The organism is Amycolatopsis thermalba, from assembly GCF_023376025.1.
Lineage (GTDB): Bacteria > Actinomycetota > Actinomycetes > Mycobacteriales > Pseudonocardiaceae > Amycolatopsis_E > Amycolatopsis_E thermalba.
In genome coordinates this window covers 3,923,449-3,947,582 of the sequence record NZ_CP091196.1, presented here as the reverse complement: position 1 = coordinate 3,947,582, position 24,134 = coordinate 3,923,449, and the positions used below count along the sequence as shown (strand labels likewise).

The window sequence follows — 24,134 nt, the reverse complement described above, 5'->3', positions numbered from 1 at the left end:
AGGATAGAGCGCTGCCCGCCGGTTCGGGCTCAGCTCCGTCGCACGGTGCTCGGCTGCGAGGGCGCGGCCTGCGCCGCCGCGTGGGTGGTCAGCGTTCGGCGGCACACCTTGCCCGTGGGGGTCATCGGCAGTTCCGGGAGCACCAGCAGCGCTTCGGGTAGTTTGCGGCTCTCCAGGCCGTGCCGTTGCCGCAGGTAGCCGCTCAGCTCGGCCAGGTCCGGCGCCCGCGCGCCGGGCCTCGGGGTGATGCACGCGCACAGGCGCTCGCCGAGGTCGTCGTCCGGGATGGGGACGCATGCCGCCTCGGCGACGGCCGGGTGCGCGGCCACCAGCTCTTCGACCTCCACCGGGCTGATCTTGTACCCGCCCCGGTTGACCACCCGCCGCAGGCGGCCGAGCACCGTGAGCCTGCCCTGCTCGTCGAGCACCCCGCGGTCGCCGGTGCGTACCCAGCCGCCGGGGCGGCGGTACCGGGCGTCGAGGTCCGGAGCGGCCACGTAGCACAGCGGGGTCATCGGCCCGAGCGCCCAGATCTCCCCCGCCTCACCGGCCGGCCGCGTGGTCCCGTCCGGCCCGGCGATCCGGATGGCGCACACCGCCGGATCGGGCCGGTTGCCGGCGGCCGAATGGCAGTTCACCCCGTCGGAGGACCCGTAGACGGTGATCACCGGGCACCCGAACCGGTCCCGGCAGGCGCGGGCGACCGGCTCCGGCAGCACGTCACCACTGGCGACCAGCGCACGCAGCCCACTCATCGCGGTGGCGGCCGGGTGCGCCGCCAGACGCCGCAGCATGGTGGGCACGCCGAACACGTGCGTCGGCCGGTGCTCGGCCATCATCCGCAGCGCCTGGCCCGCGTCGAACCGCGGCTGCACCAGCAGGGTGCCGCCCAGGGCGGCCACCGTCACCGGAACGCCGGCCGAGCCGAACGACGACGCCAGCGGCGCGAGCACGAAGTTGCGCACCGGTTCCGGCCCGGCGGCCAGCGCGCGCACGTACCGGGCCCGGCCGCCGGCGATCGCGTCGTGCGAGTAGGCGACCATCTTGGGCTCGGCCTCCGACCCCGACGAGACCATGATCCGCGCCGGCCACGCGGCATCCACGGCGGCGGGTTCGCCCCGCCCCGGCGTGGCCGCGCGCAGCTCGGTCATGGTCAGCAGCACCGGCCCCGCCGGCCCGGCGACCGCGGCGTCACCGATCAGGCCCGCGGCACGGCTGCGGCCGAGCAGGCTGCGCAGCGTCCGGGCCGACCGGTCCGGGACGGGCAGGGCGACCGCGCCGATCGTCAGCACGGCCAGCTCGGCCACCACGGCGTCCACCCCGCCCGGCAGCGCGATCCCCACCACGTCCCGCTCGCCGAGCCCCGCGGCCCGCAGGCCGGCCGACACGACGCGCACGTCAGCGGCCAGCTCCGCGTACGTCACCGTCCCCGCGGGGTCGATCACCGCGGCCTGGTCCGGGTGGGCCTGCGCCCGTTCCCGGAACAGGGTGGCGAGGTCGCGGCCGGGGCACCAGCCGCGATCACGCCACTCCCGCCGCAGCGCCGCCGGCACGTGGTCGGTCAGGACGAGACCGGACCGCGAGACCCACCTCACCAGAACTCCCACGGCGGGCGCACCGACACCATCCGCCCGCCCGCCGCGTCCCCGGTGATCTCCAGCGCCTGCTCGAACCGCCAGTCGGCCGCGAGCTGCCGCAGGTCGGTGCACACCGGCACCGCGGGCAGCCCGGCCTCGGCGAGCTGCCGCAGGACCTCCGCGGTGGAGCGCTGCCGCGCCCCACGGAGCACCGCCTGCCCCGCACCCAGCGCGGGCCGCGCGACGCGGGACAGCATCAGGTACCCGTCGGCCGTCCGCAGTGGACGGTCCAGGTCGGTCCACACCGGACGGACCGGGGACCGGGGCAGGGCGGCCGTGGCCGACAGCAGCGAGCTGTCCGTCCGGCTGCCGATCCCGGTCCGGATCCGGGTGTGCAGCGCGCCGAGCACGCCCAGCGCGCACACCAGCCCGCCGAGGAGGTCGGCGAGGGTGAGCAACGTGGGCGCCGGTGGCTCGCCCTGGGGGCGGATCGCGGCCGCCAGCCCGGACTGGGCCTGCACCACGTAGTCGGTGGCGATCTTCGGGCCCGCGCCGGGCTCCGGTCCCCACCCGCCGGCCGCGGCGTACACCAGCCCCGGGCGCACGCGGTTCAGGTCCGCGGCGTCGAGGCCGAGCGCCTGGGCCTTGCCCGGCGCCCAGTTGTGCAGGAACACGTCGGCGCCCGCGACGAGTTCGCACAGCCGCGCGCGGCCCGCCGCGGTCGTGAAGTCCGCCTCGGCCACCCGCTTGCCGTCGTTGATCGCGCGGAAGCGGGCGGAGCAGTCGCCGGCGAGCGGTGGCGGCCAGCGCAACGGGTCACCGCCCGGGGGTTCCACGCGCACCACGTCCGCGCCGAGCATCCGCAGCAGGTGCCCGGCCAGCGGCCCCTGCACGCGGCGGGCCGACTCCACGACCACGATGCCCTCCAGGGGCAGCTCCCGGGGCCGGTGGTAGCTCTGGCGGGAGGTTCCGGCCAGCGGCTCGAAGCGCCACGGCGCGGACTCCGGCGCCAGGCCGGGCGTTTCCCGGACCCGCATCACGACCACACCGCTGGCGGTGCCCGCGGCGAGCACCCGGGCGAACGGCCGGCCGGTGGCGATCTCGTGCAGCTCCGGGGGCAGCGGGCAGGTCGCGGTGCCGAAGCGCAGCTGGAACGGCGGCCAGCCGTGCCGGATCGCCTCCGGTCCGGCGCCGAGGAGGTGCCAGAAGCGCTGCCACGGCTCGGCGTCGAGGGTTTCGATCTCGAACCGCACCCCGTCGGCGGACACGAACGGCGGGGGCAGGCCCGGTCCGGGGACGGGGACGGCGTCCGCGGCGTTGTCGGCGGCCAGGTACTGGGCGGCGAGCAGCAGGGCCGCCTGGCTCGCCGAGGTGCGCACCGCGGTGAGCGGGAGCCCGCGTGCCCGCGCGATGAGCGCGGCGACCACGCCGTGCGCGGCGAGGATCCCGGCGACCGACGCGGCGACGTCCATCGCCAGCGGAACCGGGTGCCCGTCGCGCCTGCCGTGGATGTGCATCAGCCCGCACGCCGCCTGGACCCCGGCCTCGTCCACGAGGGGCAGGCGGACCGGCCCGGCCCACGTGACGTCCGCGGTCACCCCGGTGGGGGCGCAGCCGAGCTGCCGCAGCAGCCGCAGCAGGACGGCCGTGGCGGCGGGCGGAGCGGGCGACGTGGCACGCGTGACGGTCACGACGCCCGCCTGCCGTGGACCGAGTACATCACCGGCGACACCGCGCGGAACCCGGGATCGGTCATCACCCGCCGCACGTCCGCGAGGTGTTCCCCGGTCAGCCCGGCGGCGGCCAGCCGCTCGTGGAGGTGGTGGCTGGTGTGCAGGAGCAGCCGCAGGCCCGGCGATCCGGCGTGCCACACCGTCACCTCGGCGTGCACGTCGATCCCGGTGAGCCCGGCCGCGCGCATCTCCTCGGCGACCTGGGCGCCGTAGCCGGGCTCGGCGCCGGCCGCGCGCATCACGGTGGCGACTGCGGCGCGGAACTCCTCGTAGCGTCGCCGGGCCGCCGGGCCGGGCGCGAGCAGGCAGGGCCCGTAGCCGGTGTCGAACTCGTCGATCTGCAGCCACCCGCCCGGCCGCAGCGCCCGGGCCAGCTTGCCCAGCACCGCGGCGCGCCGTGGCAGGTGCCGCAGGACGAGCCGCGCGTGCACGAGGTCGAACGCGGCCTCCGGCAGCGGGTCGGTGACGACGTCGTGCCGCTGGACGACCAGGTTCGCGGCGGTGCCGACGTGCCCCGGGTCGAGGTCGGTGGCGACGACGCCACCGGACGGGGCGACCCGCGCGGCCAGCCAGCGGGAGACGCTGCCGCCGCCCGCGCCCACGTCGAGGCACCGCCAGCCGGGGCCGGCACCGGTGGCCGCGAGCCGCCGGGTGGTCAGCGGGTCGTAGGCGGCGGCCAGCCACTGGTGCTGCCGGGCGCGCGGATCGTCGGTCCCGGTGGCCCCGGCGCCGGCGAAGACGTAGCCGGCCGGGGTGTCGGCGCGCGTGCTCATCCCACTCCCTTCACGAAGACGTGCACGGTTCGGATCAGGTCCAGCGGCCGGAGCCGGGCAGCGTGGCGCCGTCCTGCAGCTCGGCGAGGAGCGCGGACCGGCGCACCTTCCCGGTGGCGGTGCGGGGAACCTCGTCCCAGCGCAGCGCGACCGGCTCGCGCAGCGGCGGCAGGTCGCGCACGGCGGTGGCCCACGCGGCGCGGTCGAGCGCGCCGTCCTCGGTGACGGCCACCGGCAACGGGGGCCGGCCGCGGGTGGTGAGGACGACGCACTCGATGACCTCCGGCAGCCGGTCCGCCACCACGTCCTCGATCTCCAGGCAGCTCAGCGCGCCGGCGTGGTCGACCTCGCGGTCCAGCAGGAGCAGGCTGCCGTCCCGGCGCCGGACCCCGATGTCGCCGGTGTTGAACCACCGCCCGTCGCGCTTGGCGGCCCAGCGGTCGTCCTCGCCGACGTAGCCGAGGCAGGTGGCGGCCGTGGCGGCCAGCACCAGGCCGGGCCGGCCGGCCGGTACCGGGCGCAGGGTCGCGGGATCGACGACCCGCAGCCGGGTGCGCCCGGGCACCGGGTGGCCGAGGTTGCGGGTGCCCGGGTGCCGCTCGCCGCGCTGCCGCACCGACCCGCGGGTGAAGAAGCGGAACGTGAGCGGGCCGGTCTCGCTCTGGCCCCAGCCCTGCATCCACAGTGGAGTCCGCCGTCCGGACGCGGCCAGGTAGTCCCGGACCGTCGGCGGGTGGATCGCGTCGAACGTGGACAGGTAGAGCCGCACGTTCCGGAACGCGTTGTCCAGCCGGGACAGCAGCGGCCGCAGCCGCAGGTAGTTCGCCGGGGTGGCCTCGACGATCGTCGGCGGCGCGGCCCGCAGCACCGGGTCGGCGGTGTCCGGGTCGGCGCCGGTGAGGATGCTGATCGAGCGGGGGCCGAGGCAGAACACGCTCGCCGTCCAGCAGAACGCCCGGCCGTGTGCCCAGGCGCCGGCGTTGGCCAGCACGTCGTCGCGGCGGGCCGCCAGCACCGGTACCCGCACGGCCTCGAACCGGGCGAGGGTGCCGATGACGGTCCGGGTCGAGTGCACCACCAGCTTGGGCACCCCGGTGGTGCCGGAGGTGTGCACGACGACCAGCGGGGCGTCCGGTTCGGGCCGCCGGGGCGGCGGGGGCGGCGTGCCGCGCACGTCGTCGGCGGACCGGGCGCCGGGCACCGGTTCGCCGAGCGCGAGCACCGTCCGGGCCAGGCCGCGGAGGTCGACGCCGGCTTCGGCGCAGCGCTGCAGGACGGCGGAACCGGCGAGCAGCACGGACGGCCGCAGGCGGTGCAGCAGGGTCGCCAGCGACGGGGCGTCGAGGTTGCCGGCGATCTGCGCGGGCACCGCGCCGAGCCGGATCGCCCCGCAGGCCAGCAGGACGTAGTCCCAGTGGTTGTCCTTGACGATCGCGACCGGATCGCCCGGCCGCGCCCCGGCGGCGTGCCACCAGGCGGACACCTCGCGCACCAGTCCGGCGAGCGCGGGGACGTCGTAGCTGGTGCCGCCCTCCGGCGCGATGTCGAACGGGCGGTCCAGCCGGACGGTGGTGGGGATGGCGTGCTCCGCGCACTCGTCGAACAGCACGCCCATGTCGTAGGGCTTCATACCCGGGCCTCCCGCCGGTTCCGGGCGAGCAGGGACCGGACCCGGGCGGAGGCGAGCGCGGCCGCCCGGACGGCGCCCTCGCTGCTGGGCCGCAGCAGGACCCAGTCACCGGCGTAGTCGACCGGGCCGACCGGCCGGTCCGCGAACGCCGCGCGCAGCCGCAGCGCCGCCGGGGGCGCTTCCGGCAGGCCGTGCCGGAAGCGGTGCACGAGCGTGGTCGTGGTGGCCGCCGTGATGCCGGGCAGGTAGCGCTCGGCGGCCGCGACGAGCCGTCCGGCGACCGCGGCGTCCGGTTCGGACAGCAGACCGGGGACCGCGGCGGGGGCGGCGATCAGGCTGATCAGCCCGCGTCCCGCCGGAACGCGGCCGGGGTGCTTCGCGTGATCGACGACGAGCCCGGCGAGCAGGGCGTCCTCGCCGGCCGCGGCGAGCAGCGCGTACAGCGGCACCGGTGACCGGGGTGCGAGCGGCCGGTCGAGGAGGCAGGCGACCTTCAGGACCGGGGCGAACGTGCAGGCGCGCAGGAACGCGCGCTCCGGCTCGGGGGCGGTGGGATACAGCGGCGCGGCGACCGGTGCGGGCACGCACAGGACGACGGACGCCGCGCTCAGGTCTCCGCGATCGGTCACGATGCGCGCGCGGTGCCCGTCGGCGGCCACCTCGCGCACGGCGCACCCGGTCTCGACCGGCACGCCTCCCGCGAGGCGACGGGCCAGCGAGTCCATGCCGTCCCGGTAGGTGCGCCAGCACGAGACGCTCCCGACCTCGTTCATCAGCGCCACCATCGGCGCGGCGCACGACCGGCGCGTGTCCCAGCCGAAGAAGGCGGACGCGACGGGCGCCAGCAGGTGGTCGTGCAGATCCGGGTGGTACCGGGCGGCCATCTCGGCCACGGTGGCGGTGCCCAGCGGGGTCCGCTCGGGCTGGTCGGGATCGAACGCCGCCCGCCCGCGGGCCAGGCCCAGCTGGAAGCGCGCCAGGTCCAGCCGCGCGCGCCGGGACAGTCCGGCTCCGGTCACGACGGCCCGCGGGTCGGCCACGCCGGGGTGCGCGCGGCCGTCGCGCCACACGCCGATCGCGTGGCCGATCTCCGGCACCTCCGCCGGGGTGAACCCGGTGCGCCGCAGCAGTTCCCAGGTGGCCCGGTAGCCGCGCGCGGAGATCTGTTCCGCGCCTTCGTCGATGACGAACCCGGCGTGCCGGGTGGTGGCCATGCGGCCGCCCACCCGGTGCCCGGCCTCCAGGACCCGCACGTCCGCTCCGGTGGTGGCGAGCTCGTGCGCCACGGTGAGCCCGGCGATTCCGGCGCCCACCACCACGACGTCGGCGCTCACGCCGCGGTCCCCACGAGCAGCACGGAGGCGGCGATCAGCAGCACGGTGCTCACCCGGTGGATGGTGAAGCCCATCCGGCGGGCGCGCATGATGTCGCCGCGGCGGAAGCCCGTGTACCACTGGGCGGCGCGCAGCACGGTCACGGGCAGCATCAACGGCACGAACCACCACGGGGCGAACCCGGCGACGGTGGCGGTCAGCACGATGGCGAACTCGGCGGCGGACAGCGCGCCGATGAACACCGCGTTGGCCGTCGGCGAGACCAGCGCCGCCACGGTGGGCCGGCCGATGCCCCGGTCGCCCTCGATGTCGTTGGTGTTGGAGTACACCCCGAACAGCAGCGGGCCGAGGCCGAACAGCAGCGCCTGCGTCACCACGAACGCGGAGGCTCCCCCGGTGACCAGCGCGTAGGGGGCGAGCACCAGCGCCCAGCCCAGCGCCGCGATGAACAGTTCCTGGAACCCGTGGTAGCTGAGCTTGATCCCGTAGGAGTACTGCAGCGAGATCACGAACAGCACGGCGATCGCGACGACCAGCCACACCGGGCGGTGCGGGGCCAGCGCGACGGCCACCGTCCACAAGAGACCGCCCGCGGCCGCGGCGGCGGTGGCGAATCCGGCGACCTCCCGTTCGGTGAGGGTGCCGGCCACCAGGGGCTTGCGGAGCTTGCGCCGCAGCGGCGCGTCGGGTGCGTAGTTGGCGATGTCGCTGCCGTCGCGGTACCCGGTGAGGTCGTCGAGCGCGACCAGCGCGGCCAGCACGCAGACCTCGCCGAGGCCGAAGGCCAGCAGCATCGGCAGCACGCCCAGGTCCAGCCGCCCGGCCTGCGCCGACACCGCGGCCAGCACCAGCGGCACGCTCAGGTAGTAGTCGAAGACGTCCAGCTTGGCCAGCCGGGCGTAGCTGCGCAGCTTCGGTTCCGGCCGGAGCACCACCGCGTCGGCCGTCATCGCGCACCGGTCCGGATCAGCGCGGCCGCGGACAGGTCGCCGCCGTAGTCCAGCTCCTCGCGGCACCGCAGCCGCCCGCCGGGGATGAGCGCGACGTACTCCTCCATCGGCCGCAGCCGGGACCACCGGCTCACCGGGACGCGGGCGTGCTCGTACTCGACCAGCACGACGTACCGGGCGGCCGTGCCCAGGGCCTGGCAGGCGGCCGCGAGCCGCGCCGGATCCAGCACGTGCATGAGTACCCACACGCACACCGCCGCGTCGAATTCGCCGGGACGGGCCTGGAACTCCTCGATCCGCTGCCTGCGGAAGTCCACTGTGTCCTGTCCCGCGCAGTTCCGCCGCGCCGCGTCGAGCATTTCGGCGGTCATGTCGATCGCCGTGAGGTGCTCGGTGCGCGCCGCGATGTGCGGGGTGAGCCTGCCGACCCCGCACCCGACCTCCAGGCCGCGCCGCAGCGGGCGGCCGAGCTCGGCGGCCGCCCGGTCGAGCAGGGCGCCGACGAGCGCGCGCGTGGCGGCGGTGACCTCGGCGTTGAGGTGGCCGGGCTGCGAGGCGCGCATGACGCGGGCGAGCCCGTCGCGGCCGGCGCGGCGGCGCCATTCCTCGCCGATCTCGTCGTCGGTCAGGGACGTGCCGTCCTGGGGGCGGGCGGGCACAACGCTCATCGGGGTTCTCGCTTTCGGGGTCGGGCTCAGCGGGCGGCGGCCGCGCGGGGCATCGCGAACTCGCACACGGCGTCGGCGACGCCGGTGACCTGCTCGTCGGTGAGGTTCGGGTGGATCGGCAGCGCGAGGATGCGGTCGCACGCGTGCTCGGCGTGCGGCCAGCGCGCCCCGGGCGGGGCGAACGGCGCGAACGGCGGCTGGTGCGGCAGGGGCCGCCGGTAGTAGACGTGGGTCTGGATGCCCTGCTCGCCGAGGTGGGCGGCGAGCTCGTCGCGCCGTTCGGCGAGCAGGCAGTAGACGTAGTAGCAGCGCCCCTCGCGGCCGGGCGGCGGGGGCACGACACCGCGCTCAGCCAGTGGGGTGAAGCGTCCGGTGTAGTACGCGGCGATCTCGGCCCGCCGGTCGAGGCGGGCGGCCAGTCCCGGGAAGCGGTGCAGCTGGAACGCGGCCTGGATCTCGTCGAAGCGGCTGTTGTACCCGATGCGGTGGTGCAGGAAGCGGTTCGTGCCGTCCTGGCCGTGGTTGCGCAGCATCCGCACCGTCCGGCCGAGCCCGGGATCACCGGTGACGACGACGCCGCCCTCCCCCGGCATCCCGAACGTCTTCACCTGGACGAACGAGAACAGGCCGGCGTCACCCCAGGTGCCCGCGGGCCGGCCGGCCAGCACCCCGCCCTGGGCCACCGCCGAGTCCTCGATCAGCCGGACACCGTGCGCCCGGGCGACCTCCCGCAGGCGCGGCATGTCGGCCATGACGGAGAACATGTGCGCGGGCACGATCGCCTTCGTCCGGTGCGTGACGAGCCGGCCGGCCTCGTCCGGGTCGACGACCATGGTGTGCGGCCGGATGTCGGCGAACACCGGTGTCGCGCCGAGGTTGACCACGGTCTCGGCCAGCGGGGCGCAGCCGAAGGCGGGCACCACGACCTCGTCGCCGGGCCCGATGTCCATCGCGTGCAGGATCAGCGTCAGGGCCGAGGTGCCGCTGCCGCACGCGATCACGTCGGCGCAGCCGAGTTCCGCGCGCAGCAGCCGTTCCAGCCGGGCGGTGTGCTCGCCGAGGATGAACCGCTGCTCCGGCGCGATCCCGATCTCGCGCACCAGCCGCAGCAGCACGGCGCGATCGGCCTCGAACAGGTCGGGGGCGAAGAACGGCACCCGGTAGCCGGTCATGCGCACCGCCCCTCGTAGAACTCGCCGATCGCCGCGCACACCTGCTCGACCTGCTCCACGCGCAGGTCCGGGTACAGGGGCAGGGCCAGGGCCCGGCGGCAGGCCGCCTCCGCGTGCGGGAAGTCGCCTTCCCGGTGCCCGAGCTCGGCGAAGCACGGCTGCAGGTGCAGCGGACGCGGGTAGTAGGTCTCGGTGCCGATGCCCCGCGCGGCGAGGAAGGCGGCCAGTTCGTCGCGCCGTTGCGCCTCGACGAGGTAGACGTAGTACACGGACTCGTCGCCGGGCCCGTCCCGGACCACCTCGGGACAGCGGATTCCGGGCACGTGCGCCAGGCGTTCGGCGTAGGCCGCGGCGAGTTCCGCGCGCCGGTCGATGTCGGCCTCCAGCCGGGTGAGCTTCGCCAGCAGCACCGCCGCCTGGATGTCGTCCATCTTGCTGTTGACGCCGCTGAGTTCGGTGGTGTTGGCGATGCCCGGGAAGTGGCCGAGAGTCTGCCCGCCGCGGCCGTGGTGCCGCAGCGCCGCGGTCCGCCGCGCGATCTCCGGGTCGGCGGTGAGCACCGCGCCGGCGTCCCCCAGCGCTCCCAGCGTCTTGCTCGGGAAGAAGGACAGCACACCGCCCGCGCCGTGCAGTCCCGCGTGCACCCCGCCCTGCCGCATGCCGATGGCTTCGGCGCTGTCCTCGACGACGGTGAGCCCGTGGCGGGCGGCGACGGCGGTGATCGCGGCCATGTCGGCCATCTGGCAGAACAGGTGCACCGGCATCGCGAACCGCACGTCCCGGTCCGCCACGGCGGCCAGGGATTCGCCGGTCATCGCGTAGGTCCGCGGGTCGACGTCGGTGAACACCAGCCGCCCGCCGGCCAGCACGACGGCCGACGCGGTCGCGACGAACGACATCGCGGGCACGGCGACCCGGTCGCCGGGGCGCAGCCCGGCCGCCCGCAGCAGCAGCACCAGCGCGTCGGTCCCGCTGTTGACGCCGATCACGTGCGGCGCGCCGGTGTAGCCGGCGAGCTCGCGTTCGAGCGCTGCCACGCTCGCGCCGTGGGAGAACTTGCCGTTGTCGAAGACCGCCTCGATGTTGTGGTTGATCCGGGGCCACAGCCGGTCGAAAGTGCCGGCCTGGGAGAAGAACGGAATTCGAGTACCAGCGGTCTTCGATAACTCAGCGTATCTGGAATGCGGCATTCGGCCAGTCCCCTCGGGCAGGCGGATCACGTTTGCTGCCAACGAAGGCGACCGTAGCCGAGCGGGTGGGGCACCGGAAGGACCTGAACCCGAAGGCCGCGTTCATTTCACCCTATGTAGCCACAGGACCGGCGCGCGGTTGACGGGATTCCGGTCGTGCAGCAGCATCGGCTTCCGGCCACAGTGGACGGCCCGAGCCGGGAGACCCACGGTCGGCGAAAGTCCCTCCGAGACGAGGAAAACCATGGCACTGCACACGTTCGTGGTCGGTTTCGGCCGCGCGGGCGGCGGTCTGCACCTGCCGGTGGTCCGCAAACTCCGCGCGGACGCGCGGGCCGCGGAAGTGCTGGGCACGGCACCGATCGTGGTGTTCGACCCCGCCACGCCTCCGCGGCACACGGACGATGTGCTCGCCGTGCCGTCCATCGCCGCCGCGGGGGAACTCCTGGACCCGCGGCGGACCGTCGTCCACGTCTGCGTGCCCCCGCGGGAACGGCCGGCGGTCGTGCGGCGGCTGGCCCGGGCCGGTTTCACCAAGGTGGTGCTGGAAAAACCACTCGCCTGCCACCGCGCGCACGCCGACGACATCGCCGGCACGGTGCTCCGGCACGGGATGGACGCCGTCGTCGTCGCGCACTGGCACAGCGCCCGCCTCACCGCGCGGTTGGCTCGCCTGATCCGCTCCGGCGACCACGGCCCGCTGCGCGCCATCACCCTGCGCCAGCACAAACCCCGGCTCGAGCGGTCACTGCGCGCCGGGGCGGGCGACACCGCCTTCGACGTCGAGGTGCCCCACGGGCTCGGCCTGGCCCTGTCCCTGGCCGGCCCGGCCTCGCTCACCGGCGCCTCCTGCACCGCGGCGCGCTGCGACGGCAGGCGCCTGCCCTGGCTCGGCTCGGCGGAGCTGGTGCTGCGCCACGACAGCGGGGTGCGCACCCACCTGGCCTCCGATCTCACCGCGCCGATCCGCCAGCGCAGCATCACGCTGCGGTTCGACGACGCGACGGTCACCGGCCACTACCCGGTCAGCGCCGAGGACTCCCACGCGCGGCTGACCGTGCGCGGGCGCGCCGGGCGCTCCCAGGAGGTGTTCCGCGACGACGCGCTGACCGCCTTTCTCGGCGCGGCCTACCGGTACTTCGCCGGGCTGGGCGCCCCTCCCAAGGGCGCGGACCTCGGCCGTCACGCGGAGATCGTCCGGATCCTCACCGAAGCCAAGGAACGCTGCGGCGTGCCCGGTCCCCCGCCGGATCCCCGGATCGAGATGCCCAGAACGGAGACACACTGTGCCACTTCGGCAGCAGGCCACGACACCGCCGTCTGAACCGGTGCGCCTGGCGGGCATCGGCGACGAGGCCGCCCCGGACATCGCCGGGCAGGTGGCGGCCGTGCGCCGCCTCGGCTGGACGGCGCTGGAGCTGCGCACCGTCGACGGCATCCCGGTCGCCGCCCTGGACGCCCACCGGGTGCGCTCGATCCGGGACGAGCTGGACCGCGCCGGGATCCACGTCGTGTGCCTCGATTCGCGTATCGGCGGCTGGGCCCGCCCGGTCAGCACCGGGTTCGCCACCGACCTGGCCGAACTCGACACCCTGATCGGGCACGGTGCGATCCTCGCCGTGCGCGCCATCCGGATCATGTCCTACCCCAACGACGGGCTGCCGGAAACCCGCTGGCGCGCCACCGTCGTCGACCGCGTCCGCCAGCTCACCGACCGCGCGGCCGGGGCCGGCTTCGTGCTGCTGCACGAGAACTGTTCCGGCTGGGCCGGGCAGTCGGCCGAGCGCGCGCTCGACCTGCTGGCCGCGGTCGGCAACCCCGCGCTGCGGCTGCTGTTCGACACGGGCAACGGCGTCGCCCACGGCTACGACGGGCTGTCGATGCTCGCCGAGCTGGTGCCCCACGTCGCCCACGTGCACGTCAAGGACGGCGTCGCCACCCCGGAGGGGCCGCGGTTCACGCTGCCCGGCGACGGCGACGCGCGGGTCGCCGACTGCCTGCGCCTGCTGCTGGACCACGGCTACCGCGGCGCGGTGTCGCTGGAACCGCACCTGGCGGTGGCCCCGCACGCGGGGCGGGTCGTCGCCGGCGCGGACGGCGTGGCCCGCTTCGTCGAGGCGGGACGCCGCCTCGACGCGCTGGTCCACGAGCCGGCCCGGCGGGCGGTGGCGGGGTGACGGCGGCGCCGAGCACCGCGCCGCCGCTCACCGCGCGGGACACCGAACTGCTGCTGACCCTGCTGCGGCTGCCCACGGTGAGCCCGCTGGAGGCGCCCGGTGAGCAGCCGATGCTGTGGGAGGCGCAGCGGGTCTACGCGGCCGTCGCACGGGAGTCCGGGTTCCGGGTGCTGCACCACGGCAGCGCCGATCCGGCCGTGCTGCGGCGCGACGACGTGCCGCGGGCCGTCCGCGGTCGTCCGGCGGAGTTCCTGGCCACCCAGCCGAACCTGGTCCTGCGGCTCGGTCCCGCGCTGCCCCGGTCCGCGACCGTCATGTTCAACGTGCACTTCGACACCGTCGCCGGCGCACCGCCGGTGACCTTCGACGGCCACCGGGTCACCGGCCGCGGCGCGGTGGACGCCAAGGGACAGGCCGTGGCCGTGCTGGCCGGGATCCGGGCGGCGCGCGCCGCCGACCCGCGCATCGGCCGCGACGTCGCGGTGCTCGTCCAGGCCGTGTCCGGCGAAGAGGGCGGCGCCCTGGGCTGTTTCGGTACGCGCCCGCTGGTGGAGGCGGGGTACGTGGGGCGGCTCAACGTCTTCTGCGAGCCGACCGGGTCCCGTTACCTGTGCCGCGCGACGGCGTCGATGACCGCGGAGCTGCGCGTCGCCGGCCTGGACGCGATCGACGACCGGCCGGGTGCCGGGCACAACGCCACCGTCCTGCTGGGTTTCCTCGCCCAGCACCTGGCGGGTGCGGTCGCGGGCGAGCCAGGGGCGGCGGTGTGCGTGGCCGGGTTGCACACCGGTGACCAGCACAACCGGGTCTACGGGACGGGCCGGCTGCTGCTCAACATCGGTTATCCGTCCGTCCACACGGGACGGCGGCTGGAGGGCGCCGTGGAGCGGGCCGTGCGTGGCGGGCTGGCGGAGTTCCGGTCGCGGTTCGCCGCGCTGCCCGCGCTGGCCCGGACCGCCGTGGACGCCGCCGCGATCACGACCCTGGTCTGGCACAAGCGCCGGCTGCCCTGCCTGGCGCAGGACGAGACCGCGGTCGCCGCCCTGTGCCGGGCCGCCGGGCTGGCCCCCTGGCCCGCCGCGGATCCGGCGTTCACCTGCGACGCCATCTGGATGGACGGGGTTCCCGGCGCCGCGACCGTCGTGCTCGGCGCCGGCTCGCTGGACGCCAACCACGCCCACGCCGACGGCGAATACGCCGAGCTGGCCGATCTGGCCGGGTTCGCCGGTGCCGTCGCCCGCCTGCTGACCTGCTTCGCCGACGAGGAGACCACCCCGTGACCGTGACCGTCCCCTACCCCGCCCTGCGCACCTTCGTCACCGGGCAGTTCACCGCGCACGGCGTGCCGCCTCGGCGAGCCGCGCTCGCCGCCGACGCCCTGTGCCACGGCGACCTGACCGGGGCCGGCTCGCACGGCGTGTTCAACCTCGCCCGGCTGTACCTGCCCCTGCTGCGCGACGGGCGGGCCGACCCGGCCGCGGAGCCGCGCGCGGTGCGGGACACCGGCCCGTGCGTCCTGCTGGACGCCTGCCGCGCGCTGGGCCTGTGGTCGGCCGCGGAAGCGATGGACCTCGCGGTCGTGCGGGCACGGCGGTACGGCGTCGGCCTGGTGTCGGTCCGGGGCGGCACGCACCTCGGCTGCGCCGGTTTCGCCGCGTTGCGCGCCGCTTCGCGCGGCATGGTCGGCGTCGTGGCGAGCAACTGCGGCGGGCAGCGCATCGCCCGGCCACCGGGCGGCGCGGTGGCGATGCTCGGCACCAACCCGCTCGCCGTGGCCGCGCCCGCGGTCGAGGACCACCCGTTCCTGCTCGACATGAGCACGACGGTGGTGCCGACCGGCCGGGTGCGGCTCGCGGCGGCCGCCGGTGAGCCCGTCCCGGCCGGCTGGCTCGCCGACGACTCCGGGCGCGAGGTCACCGACCCGGCCGCCTTCGACCGTGGCGAGGCGCACCTGCGCTGGCTCGGCGGCACCCCCGAGCTGGGTGTCTACAAGGGATTCGGCCTGGGCCTGGTGGTCGAGCTGCTGGCCGCCGCGGTGTCCGGGGCCGGGCTCGGCCCCGGTCCCGCCGCGCTGCGGGGCGATGGCCGGCCCTCCGGACGCGACGACGACATCGGCTTCCTGCTGATGGCGGTCGCTCCCCTGCACACCGGGTTCGGCGAGACGGCGCGGTCGCTGTTCGGCGCCCTGCTGGCCTGTCCGCCCGCCGACCCGTCGGCGCCGGTGCGCTACCCCGGCTGGCCGGAGGCGGAGCGGGCGCGGCGCCGCCGCCGCGAGGGGGTCCCCCTGCCCGGTCCCGTGTACGACGAGCTCGCCGCGCTCGGGTTCGGCCGGGTGGCGGTGACCGGCTGATGCGGCTGGGCGTGGTCGGCCTCGGCGTGATCTCCAAGTTCTACCTCGCCGCGGCGCGCCGGCGGCCCGACGTGACCCTCGCCGCGGTGTGCGACCTGCGCGCCGCCGCGCTCGAACCGCACGCGGGTGTGGTGGGCACCTACCGGGACCACCGGGCGATGCTGCGCGAGGCCGGGCTGGACGGTGTCGTCGTGACCACGCCGAACGACACCCACGCGCCGGTGTGCCGGGACGCGCTGGCCGCCGGTGTCGCGGTGTGCGTGGAGAAACCGCTCGCCCACCGGCTCGCCGACGGCCGCGACCTGCACCGGGCGGCGCGCGCCACCGGGGTCCCCCTGTTCACCGCGTTCCACCGGCGCTACAACTCGGCGGTGACGGCGCTGCGGGCCGGGCTGTCCGGCGGCCCGGCCGCGGCGGGGCTGACAGTCCGCTACTGGGAGCGGATCGAGGACCACGTCGGCGCGGACCGCTGGTACCTCGATCCGCGCCGCTGCGGCGGGGGCTGCGTCGCCGACAACGGGCCCAACGCCTTCGACCTGGTCCGGCTCCTGCTCGGCGAGGTCACCGTCACCGGCGCCGGCATCCGGCGGGACGCGCGCGGGATCGACCGCGCGGCGCGCGTCGAGCTGCGCAGCCGGGACGGTGTTCCCGCCGTGGTCGAGCTGGACTGGTCCTACCCCGGCGAGGTGAAGGACGTCGAAGTCCGGCTGCGCGACGGCACGGTGCGGCGCGCCGACATGCTGGCCGGGCACCCGGGGTTCAAGGAGTCGCTGTGGCACGAGTACGCCGGGGTCCTCGGCGCGTTCACCGCGGCGGTGGCGGGCGGCTCCCGCGACGACGGCGGGCTGGCCGCGCTCGAGCTCGTCGAGCAGACCTACCACCGCGCGAACCGGTACCAGGAGGCACCATGACCGATCCACGGGACGAGAACGGTCCGAAGAGGACAGTGCAGGGCAGGCTGGTGAAGGTGCTGCGCCACCGCCGGGACGAGCGTGGCATGTCGCTGGAACCCCACACCGCGCGGTGCGTCCGCGAGGGTGAGGTGCACGAGCTGGTGACGACCGACCACACGGAAACGGCCCCCGGCAGCCGGATCGACCGCGTCGGTTTCCTCGGCTTCGCCGAACTCACCTGCGGCGGCGTGATCGACCGGGACGACCCGGTGTGGATCGGCGAGCGGCTGGTGGGCCGGGTGCTCGGCTTCGACTCCTGCCACTTCCCCAACCACTACAACATCCTCATCCACGTGCCCAGCCCGCTGACCGGGACCGAGCTGGGACTGCGCCCGGAGCTGCCGGTGCGCTTCGGCTCCGGCGAGGCGGGCACGTGATCCGGCCGGGACGCGGGTCCCGGCCGGACCGTCCGCGGCCGCTCAGCCCAGCAGAGCGACGTCCAGCTCACCGAAGTGGAACTTGCGCACGGCGCCGAGCAGTTCGTCGGCGGACAGCTCGCCGCTGTGGTCGGCGTCGATCCGGTCGAACGCCGATTTGGCCTGGGAATCCGGCACTCCCACGGCGGTGAGCCACACCGCGAACTCCTCGCGGCTGATCTTGCCGTCGGCGTTCTTGTCGCACAGGCCGACGATCGCCTGCACGACCGGACGCATCAACCGGTTGAACCCGGACTCGCCCTCCTGGAAGATCAGCTTCTCGGTCGCCTGCATGAACTGCTGCTCGGTGATCTGCTGCGAGCCCGACTGCTGCACCAGGTAGTCGTGCAGCCCCCGGAACGACTCCGCCAGCGCCTTTCCCGCGCCGGTGCCGGTCGAGGAACCGAACGCGCGGGCGATGCGCTCGGCCTCCTGCTCGAAGTCGGAGCGGTCGAGCACGCCGTCGGAGTTGGCGTCCCACTTGTCGAATCGTTGTTTGAGCCTGTTGTCCACCACGGGTGCGCCCATGTCGATGCACTTCCTTCCTCGGTTTTTCGCGACAGCCACCGGCGGGGCGCCGGTGACCGCTCGTCCGGTCCACACCGGACGGAGTGTGGGTCGGCCCGGGCGGCTCAGAGCCGCCGGACCCGCTCGCCGGCCACCTTTCCCCTGGTGTCCAGCAACAGCCGGGCGTGCCGGGCGAGCATGGCGGGCCGGTAGGCGCGGTGGTCCTGCAGGAGCACCGCGAGGTCCGCGGCCGCGAGCGCCCCGGGCAGGTCCCGGGCGCGCGGCACGCCTACGCCGTCCACCGCGTAGGCGGGCACCAGCGGGTCGTGGTAGCTCACGACGGCACCGTGGTCCCGCAACCGCCGCACCAGCGGCGCCGCGGGTGACTCCCGGGTGTCGGGCACGTCCGGTTTGTAGGCGACGCCCAGCAGCAGCACGCGCGCCCCGCGCACCGGCACCCCGCGCTCGGCGAGCATGGCCCGCGCGCGGTCCGCGACGTAGCCGGGCATCATGCGGTTGGCCCGCTGCGCCGCCGCCAGCACGCCGAAGGTGAACCCGTCGGCCGCCGCCCGCTCGGCCAGGTAGACCGGGTCGACCGGGATGCAGTGACCGCCGACGCCCGGCCCCGGCGTGAAGGACGCGAACCCGAACGGTTTGGTGCCGGCGCAGTGGATCACGTCCCACACGTCGACCCCGATGCCCGCGCAGTACCGCGCGAACTCGTTGACGAGCGCGATGTTGACGTAGCGGTAGGTGTTCTCCAGCAGCTTGGCCAGTTCCGCCTCGCGCGTGCCCTTCGCCACCACCACCTCGTCGACGAACCGGCCGTAGAACGTGGCGCAGTGCTTGGCGCACAACGGGGTGCAGCCGCTGACGATCTTCGGGGTGTTGCCGATGCCGAAGCGCGGGTTGCCCGGATCCACCCGCTCCGGGGAGTACCCGAGGTGGAAGTCCTCGCCGGCGACGAGCCCGCTCCGCTGCTCGAGCACCGGCCGGACGAGTTCCTCGGTGGTCCCGGGGCGGGTGGTCGATTCGAGCACCACGAGCATCCCGGGGCGCAGCCGGGCGGCGACGGTCCCGGCCGCCGCCCGGACGGCGCCGAGGTCGGGGCCGCCGTCGCCGTCCAGCCCGGTGGGCACGCAGATCACCACCACGTCCGCGTCGGCGAGGATCCGCGGGTCGGCCGAGGCCCGGAAGCCCGCGGCGCGCAGGGCGCGCACGGCGGCGTCCGATACGTCGGGCACGTGCGAACGGCCCGCGTTGAGCCGGGCCACCACGGCGGGGTCGGTGTCGAACCCGGCCGTGGACAGGCCCGCGGTGTGCGCCTGCCACAGCAACGGCAGGCCGGTGTACCCGACGCCGACGACGGCGAGGTCCACGCGCCGGCTCATTCGACCGAGAAGCTACCGGTCAACGGGGCCACGTGGGTGCCGAATCCGGGTTGCACGATCAGGCTCGGCGTCAGGCACAGCGGATCACCGTAGGTCCGCACCGTCGCGTCGGTCAGGTTGACCAGCACGTGCGAGGCCACTGGCAGCTTGTGACAGCCGCTCGGGTCCTCGTAAACGGTGAGCTGCTGGAATTCGGTTTCGAAAACGACGACCCGGCCGGTCGCCGCGGCCGCGGTCCCGGCCCCGGAAATGACCGCCGGAATAGCCAGCGCCACTGCCGCGGCAGCCATGACAATGCGACGCATGAATTGTCCTTTCCCATTGCGGAACCTTCGCCGTGGAGCGTATCCAGCGAATTTCTGCGGCGTAAGACGCGGACCGGGGGTCGGCACTGGACGAGTGAGCAGATCAGTTCGACCGGGTCCGCGGCACTCGCGGTCACTCACCGACCGCCATCGCCTTTTCCCGGTGGTGGGAGCGCGCGGTCCGGGCGGCACGCCACCCCGCACCGTCGATCACGCTGTGTGACTAACCCCGGGGCCGCACCGCGCCGGAGAGCGCCCCGACGGTGACGGTCATGACCAGCACCCCCAGCACCGCGATCACCGCCGCGGTGCGGGCCGGTGCCGCGAGGGGACCGGTGTTGTCCCGCCGCGTGGCCACCACCGCGGGCTGACGGGGCGGCGGCGGGGCGGGCGCCGCCTGGGGGCCGGGCACGCTCGGCGGTGGTGCCGGTGGTGCCGGTGGTGCTGCCGGTGCCACCTCCGGCGGCGCGGGCGGGGGTGGTGGCGGCGGGGCCGGGGTGACCAGCGGGGCGGGCGCCGGCGCCACGGCCGCCGACGTGCCGGTCGCCACGCCTGCGCTGGACAACGCCAGGGTCGCCACCAGGAAGTCGTCGTGCCGGGTGACCAGGCCGAGCCGCAGCGGTTCGCCGTCCGGGCCGGGATGGGCCGGCAGGTCCTGGGCGTCCACCGCCATGTTGGAGCGGTGCCGCGGGTTCACGGCGCCCGCGGCGGCGGAGACGAACGCGTTGGCCGTCGTGGCCGGTGGCCGGGGCCGCAGCACCCGGCCACCGGACAGGATCGCGTCGCCGGTGAGGCCGAGATCGCCTTCGAAGGCGGTGATCCCGAGCATGACCGGCGCGCCGGGATCGGCCTCCCGCAGCCGCACGCAGTCGCCGCGGTGCGGCCGGATGCGGTCATGGCCGTGGTAGACCGTGACGTGCCGCGGGGGCGCCGATGGCGCCTCCCACACCACGACCAGCGACCAGCCGCCGAAGCACCCGGCGCCCTGCGGGGTCCAGATGTTGCCGAGCGTGACGTCGAGCGGGCCGGGCCGGTCGCGCAGCGCGCCGGTGACGTCGGCGTGCGCGCTGTACCAGCGGTCCAGGCCGGGCCGGGGCCCGTCCCGGCGGATCGTGAACCGGCCGGGCCGCAGCACCGTCACCGCGCCCGCGGCGGCCAGCGTCACCGGCTGGGTCTGCGGGCTGCCCGGCGGGCGGGTGCCGCGGGCGCACGGCCCGGCGCCGTCGCCCAGGACGCCGGCCCAGGTCAGCTCCGCGTGGCGCACCCGCGCCCCGGCCGGGAGCGGCACCCGCGCGGTCGACGAGTTGTACGTCTCGGGCCGCCCGTCGACGTCGGCCCAGACCATCCGGTACCGGTCGTTCTGACCGGGCGGCCCCACGGCGGCCCCGCCTTCGGCGACCCGGCACAGGACGGCGCCGGCATCCGGCGGGCAGACGGTGACGGTGTTACCCACCGTGACGAAATCACCGGCCACCTGCTGGTCGAACACCACGGCCCAGGGGGCCGCCGGCGCGGCGTGGGCCACCGGCGGCAGCGTGACCCACAGCAGGAGCGCCACGACCCCGAGGAAACGACATTTCATATTCCACACCCTCCGCGAAGCCGTCCGACCGGCTCTTTCGGGGAACCTTCGACGAGTCAACTGGAAGTTCCGGATGGACGCCCGTACAGTCGCCAGGCGTGATCACCAACTTGGTACTGATCATCGTACTCATCACCCTGCTCATCGTCGCGGTGACGATTGTTCTCGGGCGCACCAGGACAGCCGCATCGGGTGAATTCGATTCCGATGGTCTTTCATTTCTCGGCGGCCTTTTCAACGCGCTCTTCCTGGTCGTGCTCGCGTTCTACGTGGTCTTCGCCTGGGAGAACGGCGACGACCTGGACAACCGGGCCGCGACGGAGGCCGACGCGCTGATCGATCTCTACTGGCAGGTGGACGGGGTGCCCGACCCGGCGCGCATCGCCGTGCAGGACCTGGTCCGCGGGTACGCCGACGAGGTCGTCGACGGCGAATGGGCGCGGCTGGCGGACGGCCACGACGACGGTGCCGTGGCGGACCTGATCAGCACGATGCGCCAGCGCGTGTCCGCGCTCCCCGCCGACACCGACCAGCTGAGCACCGCCCGCGAGAACGCGCTCCAGGACGTCCGCGTCCTCGACGACAACCACCGCGCACGCGTCGACGCCGCGACGGACCAGGACCCGTTCACCGAAACCCTCCTGGCGGCGACGATCGTCGGCGCGGTGCTCATGATCGCGTTCCCGTTGCTGATCGGGTTGCGGGCGCGGCGGAACCACGTCGCGCTCATGGCCGTCACCGCCGCGGTGCTGGTCGCCACGGTGATCGCGTCGATCGAGCTGCAGGACCCGCTGAACGGCATCTTCGCCAGCGAGCCGGATTCCTTCCGCACCGTGCAGACCACGCTGCCGGACCCGCGCTGATCCGGTCCACAGTGGACCCGGGCCGGAACATTTCGTCGCCCGGCGGGCCCGGACGTGACGGCCGGGCCGTAGGCGCAGCACGAGTGTCGAGAACGCGTGGTGCGGACGAGCCGGATCGCGGTCCCGGGGCCGGGAGTTCCTGGAGGTGGGTCCTCGGCGCCCACGACGCCACCGCCGGGTTCACCGGCGACCCGCGATGGGCGCCGGCTTCGCCGGGCGGATCACGTCCGGCGGCGCTCCGGTCAGGTGCCGGTATCGTGGGCGGACGGTGTGGCGGGACGGCCAGGAGGGATCCGGCGTGCGGGAGCAGATGCAGATCGGCGAGGTGGCCGAGCGCACCGGGCTGTCCCTGCGCACGATCCGCTACTACGAGGAAGTCGGGCTGGTCGTGCCGAGCGCGCGCAGCCAGGGCGGGTTCCGGCTCTACACCGAGCCGGATGTGGACCGGCTCCAGCTGATCAAGCGGATGAAACCGCTGGGGTTCCAGCTGGAGGAGATGCGCGACCTGCTGGCCATCCTCGATCCCGTTCCCGGCAGCCCGGACCTCGCCGACCCGGCCGCCCGGCTGGCCGAGTTCAGCCGGACCGCCGAGCAGGCGTGTGCGGACCTGCGCGCGAAACTCCGCGTCGCCGAGGAGTTCGCCGCGCTGTTGCGGGCGCACCTCGACCAGGCGCCGGCACGGCGGAGCTCCGCCCCGGTCCGGTCGCGCTGACCGCGCACCCCTCACCGTCGAGTACGGGCGGGTTCCGTGCGGGACGAGCGCCGCCTGGCGTGATCCCGCCCGCACTCGGCCCCATCTGTCGTCTAACGTGAGGGTAGAGTTGCCGACGGCCGCCGCGCGTGTGCCGGCGGTCCGGCCGGGTCACCGACGCCCGCGGCCGGCGCGGTCCGAGTCATCCGCCCGGGTGCCCGCTCGCCGTCGTCCTGTCCGTGTCGCCGCGCCCGGTGCGCGCCCGAGCATTGGTTGTCCGTACGTGTCGAATGCGTTGTCCTTCGCGCGCCTGCGCGGCGCCCGCCCGTCGTGGCTGTCGCCCCGGGTCGCCCGCACCGAGATCCTCGCCGGCCTGGTGGTGGCGCTGGCGTTGATCCCGGAGGCGATCTCGTTCTCCATCATCGCCGGGGTCGATCCCAGCATCGGCCTGTTCGCCTCGTTCACGATGGCCGTGGTCATCTCGGTCGTCGGCGGGCGCGCGGCGATGATCTCCGCGGCCACCGGCGCGATCGCGCTCGTGGTCGCGCCACTGGCCCGCGAGCACGGGCTGGGTTACCTGATCGCCACGGTCATCCTCGGCGGGCTGTTCCAGATCGTGCTCGGCTCGCTCGGCGTGGCCCGGCTGATGCGGTTCGTCCCGCGCAGCGTCATGGTCGGCTTCGTCAACGCGCTGGCGATCCTGATCTTCCTGGCCCAGGTGCCGGAGCTGATCGACGTGCCGTGGCCGGTGTACCCGTTGTTCGCCGGCGGGCTCGTGCTGATGATCCTGTTCCCCAAGGTCACCAAGGTGATCCCCGCGCCGCTGGTGTCCATTGTGGCCCTCACCGTGCTGACGGTGGCCGCCGGGATCGCGGTCCCCACGGTCGGCGACAAGGGCGCGCTGCCGTCGTCGCTGCCGGTCCCTGGCCTGCCTGACGTGCCGTTCAGTTTCGGCACGCTCAGCACCATCGCCCCGTACGCATTGGCGTTCGCGCTGGTCGGGCTGATGGAGTCGCTGATGACCGCGAAGCTGGTCGACGACATCACCGACACCCACTCCAACAAGACCCGCGAGGCGATCGGGCAGGGCGTCGCCAACGTCGTGACCGGTTTCTTCGGCGGCATGGGCGGCTGCGCGATGATCGGCCAGACCATGATCAACGTCAGGACCGCCGGCGCCCGCACCCGGCTGTCCACGTTCCTGGCCGGGGTCTTCCTGATGGTCCTGTGCCTGGTGTTCGGCCCGGTGGTCTCCGAGATCCCGATGGCGGCGCTGGTCGCGGTGATGGTCCTGGTCGCCGTCGGCACCTTCGACTGGCACTCGATCGCCCCGGCCACCCTCAAACGCATGCCCATCGGCGAGATCGCCGTCATGGTCGTCACCGTCGCCGTCGTCGTGGCCACCGACAACCTCGCCATCGGCGTGGTCGTCGGCTCGATCACCGCGATGGTCATCTTCGCCCGGCGGGTCGCCCACCTCGTCGAGGTCACCGCGGCCACCGATCCCGACGGCACCCAGGTCGTCTACGCCGTGACCGGGGAACTGTTCTTCGCCTCCAGCAACGACCTCGTCTACCAGTTCGACTACACGGGCGACCCGGACACCGTGATCATCGACCTCACGGACGCCCACATCTGGGACGCCTCCACGGTGGCCGCCCTCGACGCCGTCACCACCAAGTACGCCTCCCGCGGCAAGACCGTCGAGATCGTCGGCCTGAACGAGCACAGCGCCCGCATGCACGGCAAGCTGACCGGCGAACTCGCCGGCAGCCACTAGAGCAGGTGTCGCCGGGCGCGCGGTCGCGGGCCGACCCGCTGCGGTTCGTGCCCGGCCACCGCCCGCCCGGAGGGCGCCTGAGGTGTGGCGCT

22 protein-coding genes are annotated in these 24,134 nt (G+C 74.8%); 9 read left to right on the top strand and 13 right to left on the bottom strand.

Annotation, left to right across the window (positions count from 1 at the left end; translation table 11 throughout):
• Positions 1 to 29: 29 nt before the first annotated feature.
• The 9 genes from L1857_RS18990 to L1857_RS18950 are packed head-to-tail and all read right to left on the bottom strand — an operon-like array spanning position 30 to position 11,027.
• On the bottom strand, positions 30 to 1,595 hold the full coding sequence (locus tag L1857_RS18990) for a class I adenylate-forming enzyme family protein (protein ID WP_205413319.1): 1,566 nt from the start codon (positions 1,593 to 1,595) through the stop codon (positions 30 to 32).
• On the bottom strand, positions 1,592 to 3,268 hold the full coding sequence (locus L1857_RS18985; protein ID WP_240323285.1) for a CoA transferase: 1,677 nt from the start codon (positions 3,266 to 3,268) through the stop codon (positions 1,592 to 1,594). The genes L1857_RS18990 and L1857_RS18985 overlap by 4 nt, the downstream gene beginning before the upstream one ends.
• A complete protein-coding gene (locus L1857_RS18980; protein ID WP_116111693.1) occupies positions 3,265 to 4,083 on the bottom strand; it encodes a class I SAM-dependent methyltransferase in 819 nt (272 codons plus the stop codon). The genes L1857_RS18985 and L1857_RS18980 overlap by 4 nt, the downstream gene beginning before the upstream one ends.
• Before the next feature lie 34 nt (positions 4,084 to 4,117).
• Positions 4,118 to 5,713: a class I adenylate-forming enzyme family protein gene (locus L1857_RS18975; protein WP_249465794.1), complete on the bottom strand. Its 1,596-nt coding sequence runs from the start codon at positions 5,711 to 5,713 to the stop codon at positions 4,118 to 4,120.
• Positions 5,710 to 7,047, bottom strand: a complete 1,338-nt coding sequence (locus L1857_RS18970) for a protoporphyrinogen/coproporphyrinogen oxidase (protein ID WP_094005496.1) — start codon at positions 7,045 to 7,047, stop codon at positions 5,710 to 5,712. Before L1857_RS18970 ends, L1857_RS18975 begins: the two co-directional genes overlap by 4 nt.
• Positions 7,044 to 7,997, bottom strand: coding sequence for a UbiA family prenyltransferase (locus L1857_RS18965; RefSeq protein WP_116111691.1), 954 nt, complete (start codon positions 7,995 to 7,997; stop codon positions 7,044 to 7,046). The genes L1857_RS18970 and L1857_RS18965 overlap by 4 nt, the downstream gene beginning before the upstream one ends.
• A complete protein-coding gene (locus L1857_RS18960) occupies positions 7,994 to 8,665 on the bottom strand; it encodes a class I SAM-dependent methyltransferase (protein WP_233157261.1) in 672 nt (223 codons plus the stop codon). Before L1857_RS18960 ends, L1857_RS18965 begins: the two co-directional genes overlap by 4 nt.
• A gap of 26 nt (positions 8,666 to 8,691) precedes the next feature.
• Complete coding sequence (locus tag L1857_RS18955) at positions 8,692 to 9,837, bottom strand: DegT/DnrJ/EryC1/StrS family aminotransferase (RefSeq protein WP_116111711.1); 1,146 nt, start codon at positions 9,835 to 9,837, stop codon at positions 8,692 to 8,694.
• A complete protein-coding gene (locus L1857_RS18950) occupies positions 9,834 to 11,027 on the bottom strand; it encodes a DegT/DnrJ/EryC1/StrS family aminotransferase (RefSeq protein ID WP_116111690.1) in 1,194 nt (397 codons plus the stop codon). The genes L1857_RS18955 and L1857_RS18950 overlap by 4 nt, the downstream gene beginning before the upstream one ends.
• A gap of 244 nt (positions 11,028 to 11,271) precedes the next feature.
• Between L1857_RS18950 and L1857_RS18945 the strand changes: the two genes are divergently transcribed.
• From L1857_RS18945 to L1857_RS18920, 6 genes are read left to right on the top strand one after another with little or no spacing between them, the layout of a single operon-like run.
• The gene (locus L1857_RS18945; RefSeq protein ID WP_162831135.1) at positions 11,272 to 12,351 is read left to right on the top strand and encodes a Gfo/Idh/MocA family oxidoreductase; all 1,080 of its coding nucleotides are present in this window, start codon (positions 11,272 to 11,274) and stop codon (positions 12,349 to 12,351) included.
• Positions 12,314 to 13,204: a sugar phosphate isomerase/epimerase family protein gene (locus L1857_RS18940; protein ID WP_249465792.1), complete on the top strand. Its 891-nt coding sequence runs from the start codon at positions 12,314 to 12,316 to the stop codon at positions 13,202 to 13,204. The genes L1857_RS18945 and L1857_RS18940 overlap by 38 nt, the downstream gene beginning before the upstream one ends.
• On the top strand, positions 13,201 to 14,484 hold the full coding sequence (locus L1857_RS18935; RefSeq protein ID WP_249465789.1) for a M20/M25/M40 family metallo-hydrolase: 1,284 nt from the start codon (positions 13,201 to 13,203) through the stop codon (positions 14,482 to 14,484). Before L1857_RS18940 ends, L1857_RS18935 begins: the two co-directional genes overlap by 4 nt.
• Entirely contained in the window at positions 14,481 to 15,554 is a 1,074-nt protein-coding gene (locus L1857_RS18930; RefSeq protein WP_205413317.1) for an Ldh family oxidoreductase, read from the top strand. The genes L1857_RS18935 and L1857_RS18930 overlap by 4 nt, the downstream gene beginning before the upstream one ends.
• Positions 15,554 to 16,465: a Gfo/Idh/MocA family protein gene (locus L1857_RS18925; RefSeq protein ID WP_116111688.1), complete on the top strand. Its 912-nt coding sequence runs from the start codon at positions 15,554 to 15,556 to the stop codon at positions 16,463 to 16,465. The genes L1857_RS18930 and L1857_RS18925 overlap by 1 nt, the downstream gene beginning before the upstream one ends.
• Positions 16,462 to 16,884 (top strand): DUF6917 domain-containing protein, encoded by a 423-nt coding sequence (locus L1857_RS18920; protein WP_094005490.1) that lies wholly within the window; start codon positions 16,462 to 16,464, stop codon positions 16,882 to 16,884. Before L1857_RS18925 ends, L1857_RS18920 begins: the two co-directional genes overlap by 4 nt.
• A 42-nt stretch (positions 16,885 to 16,926) precedes the next feature.
• Here L1857_RS18920 and L1857_RS18915 read toward each other — a convergent pair whose 3' ends face one another.
• The 4 genes from L1857_RS18915 to L1857_RS18900 form a co-directional block, all read right to left on the bottom strand.
• Complete coding sequence (locus L1857_RS18915) at positions 16,927 to 17,451, bottom strand: EF-hand domain-containing protein (protein WP_094005489.1); 525 nt, start codon at positions 17,449 to 17,451, stop codon at positions 16,927 to 16,929.
• Between the two features lie 104 nt (positions 17,452 to 17,555).
• On the bottom strand, positions 17,556 to 18,821 hold the full coding sequence (locus L1857_RS18910; protein ID WP_249465784.1) for a nucleotide sugar dehydrogenase: 1,266 nt from the start codon (positions 18,819 to 18,821) through the stop codon (positions 17,556 to 17,558).
• On the bottom strand, positions 18,818 to 19,126 hold the full coding sequence (locus L1857_RS18905; RefSeq protein ID WP_233157259.1) for a hypothetical protein: 309 nt from the start codon (positions 19,124 to 19,126) through the stop codon (positions 18,818 to 18,820). Before L1857_RS18905 ends, L1857_RS18910 begins: the two co-directional genes overlap by 4 nt.
• Positions 19,127 to 19,349: 223 nt before the next feature.
• The gene (locus L1857_RS18900) at positions 19,350 to 20,708 is read right to left on the bottom strand and encodes a hypothetical protein (protein WP_249465782.1); all 1,359 of its coding nucleotides are present in this window, start codon (positions 20,706 to 20,708) and stop codon (positions 19,350 to 19,352) included.
• A 98-nt stretch (positions 20,709 to 20,806) separates the two neighbouring features.
• Here L1857_RS18900 and L1857_RS18895 point away from each other — a divergent pair, with 98 nt between their 5' ends.
• The 3 genes from L1857_RS18895 (at position 20,807) to L1857_RS18885 (ending at position 24,042) form a co-directional block, all read left to right on the top strand.
• Positions 20,807 to 21,571: a bestrophin-like domain gene (locus L1857_RS18895; protein ID WP_233157258.1), complete on the top strand. Its 765-nt coding sequence runs from the start codon at positions 20,807 to 20,809 to the stop codon at positions 21,569 to 21,571.
• A 310-nt stretch (positions 21,572 to 21,881) separates the two neighbouring features.
• The gene (locus L1857_RS18890; RefSeq protein WP_205413399.1) at positions 21,882 to 22,283 is read left to right on the top strand and encodes a MerR family transcriptional regulator; all 402 of its coding nucleotides are present in this window, start codon (positions 21,882 to 21,884) and stop codon (positions 22,281 to 22,283) included.
• A gap of 262 nt (positions 22,284 to 22,545) precedes the next feature.
• On the top strand, positions 22,546 to 24,042 hold the full coding sequence (locus L1857_RS18885) for a SulP family inorganic anion transporter (RefSeq protein ID WP_116114471.1): 1,497 nt from the start codon (positions 22,546 to 22,548) through the stop codon (positions 24,040 to 24,042).
• Positions 24,043 to 24,134: the final 92 nt, after the last annotated feature.